At 68.4% G+C, this 13927-nt stretch carries 6 protein-coding genes; 1 reads left to right on the plus strand and 5 read right to left on the minus strand.

Going from position 1 to position 13927, the window contains the following annotated elements:
- Nucleotides 1–24 precede the first annotated feature (24 nt).
- The 3 genes from BHS09_RS34615 to BHS09_RS34625 are packed head-to-tail and all read right to left on the minus strand — an operon-like array spanning nt 25 to nt 2758.
- A complete protein-coding gene (locus tag BHS09_RS34615) occupies nt 25–1551 on the minus strand; it encodes a caspase family protein (RefSeq protein WP_140800181.1) in 1527 nt (508 codons plus the stop codon).
- The gene (locus tag BHS09_RS34620) at nt 1548–2261 is read right to left on the minus strand and encodes a hypothetical protein (RefSeq protein ID WP_140800182.1); all 714 of its coding nucleotides are present in this window, start codon (nt 2259–2261) and stop codon (nt 1548–1550) included. The genes BHS09_RS34615 and BHS09_RS34620 overlap by 4 nt, the downstream gene beginning before the upstream one ends.
- Complete coding sequence (locus tag BHS09_RS34625; RefSeq protein WP_174258979.1) at nt 2258–2758, minus strand: sigma-70 family RNA polymerase sigma factor; 501 nt, start codon at nt 2756–2758, stop codon at nt 2258–2260. The genes BHS09_RS34620 and BHS09_RS34625 overlap by 4 nt, the downstream gene beginning before the upstream one ends.
- A gap of 169 nt (nt 2759–2927) precedes the next feature.
- Between BHS09_RS34625 and BHS09_RS34630 the strand changes: the two genes are divergently transcribed.
- Nucleotides 2928–4100 (plus strand): ankyrin repeat domain-containing protein, encoded by a 1173-nt coding sequence (locus BHS09_RS34630; RefSeq protein WP_161605193.1) that lies wholly within the window; start codon nt 2928–2930, stop codon nt 4098–4100.
- A gap of 100 nt (nt 4101–4200) precedes the next feature.
- On the opposite strand, the gene BHS09_RS34635 is transcribed toward BHS09_RS34630, so the two are convergent.
- Both BHS09_RS34635 and BHS09_RS34640 read right to left on the minus strand, forming a co-directional pair.
- A complete protein-coding gene (locus tag BHS09_RS34635) occupies nt 4201–6183 on the minus strand; it encodes a hybrid sensor histidine kinase/response regulator (RefSeq protein ID WP_174258980.1) in 1983 nt (660 codons plus the stop codon).
- 122 nt (nt 6184–6305) lie between these two features.
- Nucleotides 6306–13742: a HAMP domain-containing protein gene (locus BHS09_RS34640; protein ID WP_140800184.1), complete on the minus strand. Its 7437-nt coding sequence runs from the start codon at nt 13740–13742 to the stop codon at nt 6306–6308.
- Nucleotides 13743–13927: the final 185 nt, after the last annotated feature.

The raw sequence follows: 13927 nt of genomic DNA on the forward strand, positions 1-13927 counted from the left end.
CTGGACGCATGGGAACCTGGAGCTTCAGAAGTTCCATCCCAGCCCGACACCAGCGCTCGCGAGCGGCGTCAGCTCCGCTCCCTGGGGCAGCGGCATCACGGCCCCACCCACCGAGCCGGTGACGACCAGGGACATCCGTTCGACGCCAATCCACACCGAAGCGCTCACGCCACCGTACGGCGCCGTCCCCGACCTGGATGCACCCGACTCATCCTGCAGGACGAAGAGAGCGCCCAGCTCCGGGCCGAGCACCAAAGCACCCCACCGGCCATGGAACCTGCGCCCCGTGCCCAGCCTCAGTGACCACTCCGTCTGACGGAGACCTCGGCTCATCACGGACGTGCTGGCGCGTCCGGCGGCCGTGCCCCACGCCACGTCGAGAAGGCCCGGGCGGAGGGGCACGTTGAACAAGGCCTGGAGCTGCCCCCCCATGCCCGGACCGAAGTGGCTGGCCGTCCGCGTCGCGAAGGAGCCACCCAGGTGCACCGCGCCTCGCCAGCCGCTGGAGCCCTTTTCCTTCATGACGACCAGCGCCCCCTTGCGGAGCAGCGGCTCATCCACCAGCACATGCCCCTTCTCCGGCACCGCGACGCGCAGCTCCAGCCACGAGGCGTCCCGCCGCGAGCGCAGGCGGTAGCTCCCCGGCGGCAGGGCCAGCATCACCGGGCCACTCCCCTTGGAGAAGACGCCCATCACCACGCCGTCCTGCTCCGAGGCCACCACCCACTCGCCCGGCTCGGGCACGGTGATGAGCAAGCGGCTGGGCGCGAGCACGGGTTCGGTGAGCACCAGCTCGCCCTGCCCCTTCAAGTCGAAGTGGAAGTTCGGGTGCTGGGTGCCCGCGCGGGTCAGCAACGTGGACTCCACCGTCCTCCCGTACGCGTAGGCATAGGACTCCTGGAGCGTGACACGCCCATCCCGGTTGAGGTCACCCGCGCCCCGAAGTCCCGCCAGCAGGTGGTGCGTGAAGAAGGAGCCCTGAAGGTCGTCGGCCTCCTGCGAGGCCTCGTCCGCGCTCGATGACGTGACGATGACGCGCCCCTTGATGGCGGGCGCGGACCACTGCACCAACCGCTCCTCCACCGGCTCCAGTCCCTTGATGCGGGTGGCCGCGCCGGAGCGGCACGAGTCGATGAACATCACCGCCACGCTCACCGGTGATGCTTCCATGAACGCCACCAGGTCCTTCACGGGCAAGCGCGTTCCGGAGAGGTGCAGCGCCTCGCCATCCGCGTGGCTCGACACGTAGACGAGCAACTGGTCGCCCGGCGTGGCATCGCGCGCCATGCGTTCGCGCAGCGTCCCCAGGGCCGCCTTCACACGGTTCGCATCCGCGCCCAGGACGACCTGGGCATCCTCCGGGTGGAGCCCGCCCGCGTCTCGGAACAGGGTGAACATGCGGCGCGCGTCCGCATCGGCGAAGCGCAGGGGCTCGTCCGAGGCCAACCCCCGGTTGGCGCCGATGAGGAGCGCATAGCGCCTGGGGGGCGGTGCTTCTCCGGCGGGAGCCTGGGACAGCAGCGCGGCGGTCAGCAGCGAGAGCAGCATCATGGGCTGGCGTTCACGGGGACGGCGAGACGGTAGTGGTGTGCCGCGCCTTCCAATGGCGCGGGGGGCTGGCAGTCCGTGGACTGCTTCCGCGCCGCGCAGGCGGCGGCGCGAATCGCCAGGGCCGCCCGGCCCGGTTCGGCCGGCAGCGGGGCATCCGAGAAGAAGGCATCCAGCACGAAGTCTCCGGGCGTGACGATGAAGGTCGGCGGCATCACCAGCGCGGCCGGGTCTCCCGACTGCATGCCCCGCGAGGGCCACAGGAGCGACACCTTGCCCGCCGCATCCGTGGCGAACACCAACGCATACCGGTAGGGCGCCGTCTTCAGCGAGAGCGTCACCACGTCTCCGGGCGACAGCGGCGCATCCACGGCGCCGTCCGCCTGCCTCACCACCGAGACGAAAGGACCGCCCTTGACGCGGACGCCTTCCGGCGGCTCCCGCAGCACCACCACCGACGCCAGCCCCAAGGCCAGGGCCAGTGGAACCGCCCACCGCCACGTCCCGAGGAACCCACGCGCAGGTGCGGCACGCTGCGCCAGCACCCGCGTCCGCGTCCACGCGAACTCAGGCGCCTCACGCGCCGCGCCCGCCGCCTCGCGCAGCCGCGCCAGCCGTGCCTGGCACTGCTCGCACGCGGCGAGATGCGGCGGAGGAGCCGCGTCGCCCACGACCAGCTCATCCAGCGCGAGCCTCGACAGATGCCCGCTCATGGCCGGGGCTCCAGCGCGAGCTCCCGCGCGCGAGCCCGAACCTTCTCCAGTTCGCGCCCCACCGTCTTGCGCGACAGGCCCACCACCTCCACGATTTCCTCCTGGGTGAGCGCGTCCACGAAGTGGAGCGTCGCAATCTGGAGAGCCCGGTCATCCAGCTCGCGAGCCAGCACCCGCAGCAGGTTGCGCGCCTCCACTTCCTGCGGGTCCGCGCCCGCCTCCTCCGCTTCGGAGGGTGCCTGGGCGGGGACGTCCTTCAACGCCCGGCTCCGCAGCATGTTGAGGCAAACATGGGTGGTGACCCGGAAGATGTAGGTCATGGGGCGTGCCTCCGCGCGAAACGCCCCACCCGCCTGGAGGAGCCGGCAGAAGACCTCCTGCACGGCGTCCCAGGCATCCGAATCGCGGCCAAGCAGGGTCCTTGCCCTCCCGTGGACGGTGGGCGCGTACTTTTCATAGAGGTCGGCGAGCTCCGAGGCGCCTAGTCCCCGGGCCATTTTCTCTCCACGCTCCATTGGACACGCGACCGTGCCAGCGTGGGAACATCCCCCCTAGAAAAAACGCGGCCGGCCCCTTCGTCTTGAAGCGCGGGTGGCGCCCACCAAGCTCCGCGGCCATTCGCCGGTGATTCAGCCCTTCTCCACTCACGCTCCACAGGAAATCGCCGTGTCCCAAGCCTTGTTCGAAGCCATTGCCCGCGGCGATGCCGCCGCGGTCCGCACCCTCGCCGCCACCGCGAGCCCCGCCCTCCGCGACGAATTCGGACGTCCACCGCTCAGCGCGGCGGCCTCGCGTGCGGGCACCGCGGATGTGGAAGTCCTCCGGGCCCTGCTGGACGCGGGCGCCGACGTGAACGCGGTGCAAGGCGAGGACAGCGACGAGGAGACAGGTTGGACGGCGCTGCACCAGGTCTGCCTCCAGGGCACGTTTCCGAACGCCATCCATGCGGCGCGACTGCTGCTGGAGCGCGGTGCCACGCCGAATGGCAACACGAAGGATGGCGGGTTCTCCCCGCTCTTCTTCGCACTGAAGACGCACCACCTGGGCATCGCGGAAGCGCTGCTGAAGGCGGGGGCCGACGCCGACGCCCCGTTCAAGACGGGCAGGCCCTTGCACTCGCTCGTCCACTTCTATCGTGAGCGCAAGACGGGGAACTATCAGCCGGGCGAGGCCGAAGCGATGGCGACCGACGCAGTGACGCTGCTGCTCGCGCACGGCGCCGACGCGGCGGCTCGCGACGAGCAAGGTGAGTCCGCGCTGGCGAAGGCACTTCTCCACAAGTTGCCAGCGGAGTTCGTCCTGGCGCTGATCGCCGCGGGGGCGCCGCTGGACGAGCGCGTCGACCTGGGCAAGAAGCCGGCGACGCTCCTCGTCTCGCCCGCGGCCATGGCGATTGGCCTGGGCCAGCCCGTGGAGGTGCTCGTGGCCATGCTGAAGCGAGGCATCGACACGACGCAGCCCACGGAGCCCGACGCGCAGAACCTGCTGCACTACGCCGCGATGAAGCGCAACGACGCGGTGCAGAGCATCCTCCAGCTTCGGCCCGAGCAGGACGTCAACCCACGGGACGACAGCGGCGCGACGGCGCTGTTCCTCGCCGCCTGGAGGGGACTGAGCGCGAGCGTCTCCGCGCTGCTTGAGCGGGGAGCGAACCCAGCGCTGGCGGACGAGGGCGGCAACACGCCGCTGCACACCGCGGCACGCAACGGGCATGGCGAGGTCATCGAGCTGCTGCTGGCGGCAGGGGCCGATGCGCGGCTGCGCAACGCGGCCGGAGAGAGCGCGGCGGACCGCGCCCGCCAGCAAGGACACACCCAGCTGGCGGAGCGGCTGAGCTGAAGCTCGCGCCTCCAGCCGAGCCCTGAGCGCGAAAGGCGCCGGCATCCCGCCACCGGCGTCCACCCACTGGACGGACGCCGGGACTTCGCCAGGGACGCGCTCAGTTCGTGGAGCGAGTCGCCGCTTCCGTGGGAACGGCGACGGAAGGCGCCTCCGTCTCGCGCGGCAGCCAGACGTGAAACGTAGAACCTCCGCCCGCCACGCCCGGGGACTCCACCCAGATGCGGCCGCCGTGCTGCTCCACGATGCCCTGGCTGATGGTGAGCCCCAGGCCCAGACCGCCGTACTTGCTGCCGTGCGCGCGGCCGAAGCGCTCGAAGATGAGCGCCTGCTTCTCCTTGGGAATGCCCACGCCGGTGTCCGTCACCGACAGGTGGACGCCCTCGTCGCGCTCACCCTGCACCCGCACCCACACGGGCCCGCCCTCCGGCGAGTAGCGCAGCGCATTGGACAGAAGGTTCGTGAGCACCTGGTCCAGCCGGCCCCGGTCCCACGTCCCCTCGAGCTGTTCCGACGCCTCGACGTGGATTTCATGGCCTTGCGACAGCACCGCCATGCGGTCCCGCGTCTCGTGCACCAGATGGCTCAGGTCGAACCGCTCCAGCTCCAGCGACAGGCGCCCCGCCTGGAGCCGGCTGATGTCCAGCAGGTCCTCCACCAGCTTGGCCATCCGGTCGATTTGCCGGTTGATGATTTTGAGCGACTTGCCCGGCCCGGCCTCCGTCTCACCACCCAGCTTCAGCAGCGCCAGGTGCGCGTGGCCCTTGGCCGCGGCCAGCGGCGTGCGCAGCTCGTGGCTGGCCGCCGCGAGGAAGGAGTCCTTCGCCTCGCTGGCCAGCCGCAGCGCCGTCTCCGCCCGCTGCCGCTCGGTGATGTCGCGCGCCACGGAGATGAAGCGCCCGGGGCCACCGTCCGCCGCCACGTACTGGAGCACCACCTCCACCGGCACCTCCGAGCCATCCCGCCGGCGGTGGCTGGTGGAGTACGTCTGGCTGGGCAACGTGCCACTCACCAGCGGCGCCAGCAGCTTGCGGAAGCCGGCCTCGTCGAAGGCGCTCTCCACCTCCAGCACCGACAGGCCCACCAGCTCATCGGCGCTGGCGGCCAGTTGCTTGGCCGCGCCCGCGTTGGCGTAGGTGAGCGTCAGCGAGTCCGGGGAGAACATGAGGACGCAGTCCAGCGTCGCGTCCAGCGTCGCCTTGAAGCGCCCCAGCGCCTCCTCCGCCCGGCGCTTGTCGTCAATGTCCGTGGCCACGGCAATCCAGCCGGCCAGCAAGCCATTCTCGTCCCGCTCCGGCACCGCGCGCGCCAGGTGCCAGCGGTACACACCGTCGAAGCGGCGTAGGCGGAACTCGCGCTCCACGCGCTGTCCCATGCGGATGGCCTGCCCCCACGCGGCGCGCATGGCCTCGCGGTCCGCCGGATGGACGAACTCCAGGAAGGTGTTGAGTGAAAGCGGCTGGTCCGCCTGGATGCCGGTGTAGTCCCGCGCGGCGCGGTTGGCGTAGGTGAAGCTGCCGTCCGAGCGCGCCGCCCACATCACCTCCGGTAAGGACTCCGTGAGCCGCAGGTGACGCAGCTCGCTCTGCCGCTCCAGCGCCTCGCGCTCGCGCTGCCGGAGGAGCACCGCCTGCCGCTGAATCTGCTGCTCCTTGAGGAACAGGTCCACGAAGACGCTGACCTTGGAGCGGAGGATTTCCGGGTCGAAGGGCTTGAGCAGGTAGTCCACCGCGCCGTGCGCGTAGCCCTTGAAGACGTGGGCCGCGTCGCGGCTGAGCGCGGTGAGGAAGATGATGGGGATGGTGCGCGTGCGCTCGCGCTGCTTGATGAGCGTGGCCGTCTGGAAGCCGTCCAGCCCCGGCATCTGCACGTCCATCAGGATGACGGCGAAGTCGCGCTGAAGCAGGAACTTGAGAGCCTCCTCACCGCTGGTGGCCTTCACCAACTCCTGCCCGAGCGGTTCGAGAATGGCCTCGAGCGCGAGCAGGTTGGACGGATGGTCGTCCACCATCAGGATGCTCGCTCGGGGCTGGGAAGGCCCTTCCTGGTTGCGGTCCGCGGAGATGTGTTCGCTAGGCGTCATTGAAGTCGGCGGATGAATCTGCCCCGGTCCCACCTGTTCTCAAGGTGGAAGAGGCTAGGCGTCCCCTCGACCGGACCCAAGCCCGGAAGAGAGGCGCCGTACGGTAACCATCACTCAGCGAATCAAGCCGTCACCCACAGACGGATGAGCTCCAGAAGCTTGTCGGTGTCCACCGGCTTGGGCAGGTAGTCGCTTGCGCCGGCCGCCATGCACTTCTCCCGGTCGTCCTTCAGCGCCTTGGCCGTCACCGCGATGATGGGGAGGCTGGAGTACTTGAGGTCCTTGCGGATGGCCCGCATGGTCTCATAGCCGTCCATCTCCGGCATCATCACGTCCATGAGGACGATGTCGACGTCGCGGTGCTGTTCGAGCATCTCGATGGCCGCGCGCCCGTTCTCCGCGAACACCACCTGCATGCCGTGGTTCTCCAGCACGCTGGTGAGCGCGAAGATGTTGCGCATGTCGTCATCCACCACCAGGACCTTCTTGGCGGACAGCTCCGTGTCCTTCTCGTTGCGCTGAGCCAGGGCGGCGCGGGCGCGAGGCGGCAGGTTCTGGTCCAACCGGTGGAGAAACAGCGCCGTGTCGCTGAGCAGTTGCTCCGGACTCTTCGTCCCGCTCTTGAGGATGACACTGCCGGTGTAGCGGCGCAGCCGGGCTTCGTCCTTGGGCGTCAGCTCCTTGCCGGTGTAGATGACGATGGGCAAGTCACGGAAGCGGTTCTGCGTCTTGACCTCCTCCACCAGCCGGATGCCGTCGGTGTCGGGCAGCATCAGGTCGATGACGACGCAGTCGAACTCGCCCGTCTCCAGGTTCTGGAGCACCTCCTCGCCGGTGGCCACGGCCGTCACCTCGACATCGCCGCCTTCGCTGAGCAGCTTCACCAGGCTGTCGCGCTGGACGTCGTCGTCCTCCACCAGCAGCAGCCGGCGCTCCTTGCGCTCCAGGAAGCTGGCCAGTTGGTTGAACACCCGCTCCAGGCCCTCCTTGCTGACGGGCTTGGTGAGATAACCGAAGGCGCCCTGTGAGTTGCCCTGGTTCTTGTCCATGACGCTGATGACGTGCACGGGGATGTGGCGCGTGCGCGGGTTGCGCTTGAGCCGGTCCAGCACGCTCCAGCCGTCCACCACGGGGAGCTGGATGTCCAGGGTGATGGCGTGCGGCTGGAACTCGTTGGCCATGGACAGGCCGGTGTCCCCGCGCGTGGCGACCAGGGCCTTGAAGCCCTTCTCCCGCGCCATCTGCACCATGATGCGGGCGAACTTCACGTCGTCCTCGATGAGCAGCAGGACGCGGTCCCCTTCGCGGATGTGGTCGCGGTCATCCTCCACGGCGACGGGCGTCAGCAGCGACTCGATGGGCGGCGGCAGCGCCGCGTCCAGCACGTGGCCACTGTCCGCCACCGGCGGCGCGGGAGGCGTCTCCGCGCGCGGCAACTCCGGCGTCGGAGGCGGCGGAAGCCGGGGCGGGGTCTCGAACGAGGACGGCATGGACGGCAGGCCATCCTCCTCCGGACTGATGTACTCGGGCGGCAGGTAGAGGGTGAAAGTGCTGCCGCGGCCGGGCTCGCTGGTCACCTGGATTTCGCCGCCCAACAGCTTGGCGATTTCGCGGCTGATGGACAGGCCCAGGCCCGTGCCGCCGTACTTGCGCGCGGTGGAGCCGTCCGCCTGCTGGAACGCCTCGAAGATGAGGCGCTGCTTGTCCCGCGCGATGCCGATGCCCGTGTCCGTCACCGCGAAGCCGAGCACGTACCGCGAGCGCCGCAGAATCTCGTGGTCGAAGTGCGTGCCCGGCTCGGCCAGCTTCACCTTCAGCTGGACGCTGCCCTCGTCGGTGAACTTGAAGGCGTTGGACAGCAGGTTCTTCAGCACCTGCTGGAGCCGCTGCGGGTCGGTGCGGATGTGGCGCGGCGCGCCGGGCCCCACCTCCACGGTGAAGGACAGGCCCTTCTGCTCCGCGACAGGGAGGAAGCTGCGCTCGATGAACTGGTTGAGTTCGGTGAGGACGATGTCCCGCGGCTCCACCTGCATCTTCCCGGCCTCTACCTTGGACAGGTCGAGGATTTCGTTGATGAGGCTGAGCAGGTCTCCGCCGGAGGCGTAGATGGTGTTCGCGTACTCCACCTGCTTGGTGCTGAGGTTGCCGTCCTTGTTGTCCGACAGCAGCTTGGCCAGGATGAGCAGCGAGTTGAGCGGCGTGCGCAGTTCGTGGCTCATGTTGGCCAGGAACTCGCTCTTGTACTTGGAGATGACGGTGAGCTGCTCGGCCTTCTCCTCCAAGCTGACGCGGGCGCGCTCCACCTCGTTGTTCTTCTCCTCGACGCGGCGGTTCTGCTCCTCCAGCAGCGTCGCCTTCTCCTCCAGCTCGATGTTGCTGCGCTTGAGGGCATCCTGCTGCTGCGTCAGCTCCTTGGACTGGCTCTGGAGCTCCTGCGTCAGGTCCTGCGACTGGAGCAGCAGCTGCTCCGTGCGCATGTTGGCGATGATCATGTTCAGCACCACGCCAATGGTCTCCGTGAGCTGATCCAGGAAGATTTGGTGGATGGCGCTGAACGCGTGGAAGGAGGCCAGCTCGATGACGGCCTTCACCTCGCCCTCGAAGAGGACGGGCAGGACGATGATGTTGAGCGGCGCGGCCTCGCCCAGCCCGGAGGAGATGGTGATGTAGTCCTCCGGCACATGGGTGAGCAGGATGGTCTTCCGCTCCAGGGCGCACTGGCCGACCAGTCCCTCACCGAAGCGGAACCGGTTGGCGATGTGCTTGCGCTCCCGGTACGCGTAGGTGCTGGTGAGCTTGAGTAGCGGCGTGCCGGCCTCGGCGCCGTCCACCAGGAAGAAGGCGCCGTGGTGCGCGGAGACCAGCGGCGTCAGCTCGCTCATGATGAGGCGGCTGACGGCGTCCAGGCTCTTCTGGCCCTGCATCATGCCGCTGAACTTCGCCAGGTTCGTCTTGAGCCAGTCCTGCTCCTGGTTCTTCTGCGTCGTCTCACGCAGGTTGACGATCATCTGGTTGATGTTGTCCTTCAGCGCGGCGACCTCGCCCTCGGCCACGACGGTGATGCTGCGCGTGAGGTCACCCTTCGTCACCGCGGTGGCCACGTCGGAGATGGCGCGCAGCTGGCTCGTCAACGTGCCGGCCAGCTGGTTCACGTTGTCGGTCAGCTGCCGCCACGTGCCGCGCGCACCCGGCACGCGGGCCTGGCCGCCCAGCTTTCCTTCGATACCCACCTCGCGGGCCACCGTCGTCACCTGGTCGGCGAAGGTGCCCAGCGTGTCCGTCATGTTGTTGATGGTCTCCGCCAGCGCGGCGACCTCGCCCTTCGCCTCCACGGCCAGCTTCTGCGTCAGGTCGCCGTTGGCCACCGCCGTCACGACCTTGACGATGCCGCGCACCTGCGTGGTGAGGTTGGAGGCCATGAAGTTCACGTTGTCCGTGAGGTCCTTCCACGTCCCCGCCACACCGGGCACGCGGGCCTGGCCGCCCAGCTTCCCTTCGACGCCCACCTCGCGGGCCACCGTGGACACCTGCTCGGCGAAGGTGCCCAGCGTGTCCGTCATGTTGTTGATGGTCTCCGCCAGCGCGGCGACCTCGCCCTTCGCCTCCACGACCAGCTTCTGCTTCAAGTCACCGTTGGCGACGGCCGTCACGACCTTGACGATGCCGCGCACCTGCGTGGTGAGGTTACGGGCCATGAAGTTCACGTTGTCCGTGAGGTCCTTCCACACGCCGGACACGCCGCGCACCTCGGCCTGACCGCCCAGCTTGCCCTCGGTGCCGACCTCGCGAGCGACGCGCGTCACCTCCGCGGAGAAGCTGTTGAGCTGGTCCACCATGATGTTGATGGTGTCCTTCAGCTCCAGGATTTCGCCCTTGGCGTCGACGGTAATCTTCTTGGACAAATCACCATTGGCCACCGCCGTGGTCACCAGCGCGATGTTGCGCACCTGCGCGGTGAGGTTGGAGGCCATGCTGTTCACGTTGTCCGTGAGGTCCTTCCACGTGCCGGCGACGCCGGGCACCGCGGCCTGACCGCCCAGCTTGCCGTCCGTCCCCACTTCCTTCGCGACGCGCGTCACCTCGGCGGCGAAGGCGCGCAGCTGGTCCACCATGGTGTTGATGGTGCTCTTGAGCTCCAGGATTTCGCCCCGGGCCTCCACGGAGATTTTCTGCGACAGGTCGCCGTTGGCCACCGCCGTGGTCACCTTGGCGATGTTGCGCACCTGGTCCGTGAGGTTGCCGGCCAGGACGTTCACGTTGTCCGTGAGGTCCTTCCAGGTGCCGGCGACGCCGGGCACCGCGGCCTGACCACCCAGCTTGCCCTCGGTGCCGACTTCCTTCGCGACGCGTGTCACCTCGGAGGCGAAGGCACGGAGCTGGTCCACCATGGTGTTGATGGTGTTCTTCAGCTCCAGCACCTCGCCCTTCACGGAGACGGTGATTTTCTGCGACAGGTCGCCGTTGGCCACCGCCGTGGTCACCTTGGCGATGTTGCGCACCTGGTCCGTGAGGTTGCCGGCCAGGACGTTCACGTTGTCCGTGAGGTCCTTCCACACGCCGGACAGGTCCTTCACGTCGGCCTGACCGCCCAGCTTGCCCTCGGTGCCGACTTCCTTCGCGACGCGCGTCACCTCCGCGGCGAAGGCGCGCAGCTGGTCCACCATGGTGTTGATGGTGCTCTTGAGCTCCAGCACCTCGCCCTTGGCGTCGACCGTGATTTTCTTGGACAGGTCACCATTGGCGACCGCCGTGGTGACTTCGGCGATGTTGCGCACCTGCGCCGTGAGGTTGTTGGCGAGCAGGTTCACGTTGTTGGTGAGGTCCTTCCACGTGCCCGCCACGCCCGGCACCTCCGCCTGGGCGCCCAGCTTTCCTTCCACGCCCACCGTGCGCGCCACGTCCGTCACCTGCTGCGCGAAGATGGACAGCGTCTGCGTCATCGCGTTGATGGTGTCCGCGAGCGCGGCAATCTCGCCCTTGGCATCCATCGTCAGCTTCTGGTTCAGGTCGCCGTTGGCCACCGCCGTCACCACGCGCACGATGCCGCGCACCTGCGTGGTGAGGTTGACGGCCATGAAGTTCACGTTGTCCGTGAGGTCCTTCCACACGCCGGACACGCCGCGCACTTCGGCTTGACCACCCAGCTTCCCTTCGGTGCCGACTTCCTTCGCGACGCGCGTCACCTCGGCGGCGAAGCTGTTGAGCTGGTCCACCATGGTGTTGATGGTGCTCTTGAGCTCCAGCACCTCGCCCTTGGCGTCGACGGTAATCTTGCGAGACAGGTCACCCTTGGCGACAGCCGTGGTGACTTCGGCGATGTTGCGGACCTGGTCGGTGAGGTTGTTGGCGAGCAGGTTCACGTTGTTGGTGAGGTCCTTCCACGTGCCCGCCACGCCCGGCACCACCGCCTGAGCGCCCAGCTTGCCTTCCACGCCCACCGTGCGCGCCACGTCCGTCACCTGCTGCGCGAAGATGGACAGCGTCTGCGTCATCGCGTTGATGGTGTCGGCCAGCTCGGCCACCTCGCCCTTGGCCTCCATCTTCAGGCGCTGGGTGAGGTCACCGTTGGCCACCGCCGTCACCACCTTGGCGATGCCGCGCACCTGGGTGGTGAGGTTCACGGCCATGACGTTCACGTTGTCCGTGAGGTCCTTCCAGGTGCCGGACACACCGCGCACCTCGGCCTGGCCCCCCAGCTTGCCGTGGGTGCCGACCTCGCGCGCCACGCGCGTCACTTCCGAGGCGAAGCTGTTGAGCTGGTCCACCATCGTATTGATGGTGTTCTTCAGCTCCAGGATTTCGCCGCGCGCATCGACGGTAATCTTCTTGGACAGGTCGCCATTGGCCACCGACGTCGTCACCAGCGCGATGTTGCGCACCTGCGTGGTGAGGTTGGAAGCCATGTAGTTCACGTTGTCCGTGAGGTCCTTCCACACGCCGCCCACGCCCTTCACGTCGGCCTGGCCGCCCAGCTTGCCGTCGGTGCCCACCTCGCGGGCCACGCGCGTCACCTCGGAGGCGAAGGCGCGGAGCTGGTCCACCATGGTGTTGATGGTGTCCTTGAGTTCCAGCACCTCGCCGCGCACGTCGACGGTGATTTTCTTGGACAGGTCGCCCTTGGCGACGGCCGTCGTCACCTCGCCGATGTTGCGCACCTGGGCCGTGAGGTTGCTGGCCATCAGGTTCACGTTGTCCGTGAGGTCCTTCCACGTCCCGGCGGCGCCGGGCACCTGGGCCTGGGCGCCCAGCTTGCCTTCCACGCCCACCGTGCGCGCGACGCTGGTCACCTGCTGCGCGAACACGTTGAGGGTGTCCGTCATCGCGTTGAGCGTGGCGCCCAGCGCGGCAATCTCCCCCTGCGACGGCACCATCAGCTTCTGGGTGAGGTCGCCGTTGGCGACGGCCGTCACCACCTTCACGATACCTCGCACCTGCGTGGTGAGGTTGGAGGCCATGAAGTTCACGTTGTCCGTGAGGTCCTTCCAGGTGCCGGACACGCCGGGCACCGCGGCCTGACCGCCCAGCTTCCCTTCGGTGCCGACTTCACGCGCCACGCGCGTCACTTCGGAGGCGAAGCCGTTGAGCTGGTCCACCATGGTGTTGATGGTGCTCTTGAGCTCGAAGACCTCGCCGCGCGCGTCCACGGTGATTTTCTTGGACAGGTCGCCGTTGGCCACCGCCGTGGACACCTCGGCGATGTTTCGCACCTGGGCCGTGAGGTTGTTGGCCATCAGGTTCACGTTGTCCGTGAGGTCCTTCCACACGCCGGACACGCCGCGCACTTCGGCCTGACCGCCCAGCTTGCCGTCGCTGCCCACCTCGCGCGCCACGCGCGTCACCTCGGCGGCGAACGAGTTGAGTTGGTCCAGCATCGCGTTGACGGTGGTGCCGATGCGGAGGAACTCGCCCTTGACGGGCTGGCCATCAATCTCCAGCGCCATCTTCTGGGTGAGGTCGCCCTGCGCCACGGCCACCAGCACGCGCGCCACCTCCGTGGTGGGCTGCACCAGGTCGCCGATGAGCGAGTTGATGGAGTTGATGCTGTGGGCCCAGTCGCCGCGCACGTCGCCCAGCGACACGCGCTCGCCCATGCGGCCCTCGCGGCCGACCACGCGCTCCACGCGGACCACTTCCTGCGTCAGGGTGGCGTTGAGCGACACCACGGCGTTGAAGGCGCTGGCGATCTCCTCCATCACCGGGTCGGCGCCGCCGCCAGGGAGCCGCACGGAGAAGTCCCCCCCGTGCACCGAACGAAGCGCGGCGAGCAGGGGCTGCAGCGGATGGCCGCCGCGCCCCTGGCCGCGCGGAGTGGACGCGCGAGCGCCACGGCCCCGGCCGTTGCGGCGGGCGGGCTTCGGTGCCGCCACTTCGAGGTCCGCTGGCGAGGTGGTGCGGGTTCGTCCTCGGTCACCGCGCAAGCGGTTGACCGCGGGGCGCTCGGAGGGGGCCACCTCGCGGGTGGGCGCCTCCGGGCGGGAAGTGCCGTTCCCCGAAGGCTTGCGTGCGGAGGCACGCTTACGGCCGTTGGAAGAAGACTGGGGAACCTTGGTGTCGTCCACGCGAGAAACCTCTGATCGGGATGAACGCTGCTGGCTGCGCTGAGCGGCGCCCGGGCTGGGGCGAATCTCCAGGGAGTTCGCGGGCTTGTCGATTCAATGCAGGCCCCGCGGAACGCTGAACGTTCACCAATGAACGCAGTGGTTCAGAGGCCCGGACCGCCCGTGAAAGACACCCGGCGCCGCAC

This window comes from Myxococcus xanthus, assembly GCF_006402735.1.
GTDB classification, from domain to species: Bacteria; Myxococcota; Myxococcia; order Myxococcales; family Myxococcaceae; genus Myxococcus; species Myxococcus xanthus_A.

Excerpts from the sequence above, each read along its gene's own strand:
- BHS09_RS34615 (WP_140800181.1), bottom strand. The coding sequence starts at position 1,551 with ATGATGCTGCTCTCGCTGCTGACCGCCGCGCTGCTGTCCCAGGCTCCC.
- BHS09_RS34620 (WP_140800182.1), bottom strand. The coding sequence starts at position 2,261 with ATGAGCGGGCATCTGTCGAGGCTCGCGCTGGATGAGCTGGTCGTGGGC.
- BHS09_RS34625 (WP_174258979.1), bottom strand. The coding sequence starts at position 2,758 with ATGGCCCGGGGACTAGGCGCCTCGGAGCTCGCCGACCTCTATGAAAAG.
- BHS09_RS34635 (WP_174258980.1), bottom strand. The coding sequence starts at position 6,183 with ATGACGCCTAGCGAACACATCTCCGCGGACCGCAACCAGGAAGGGCCT.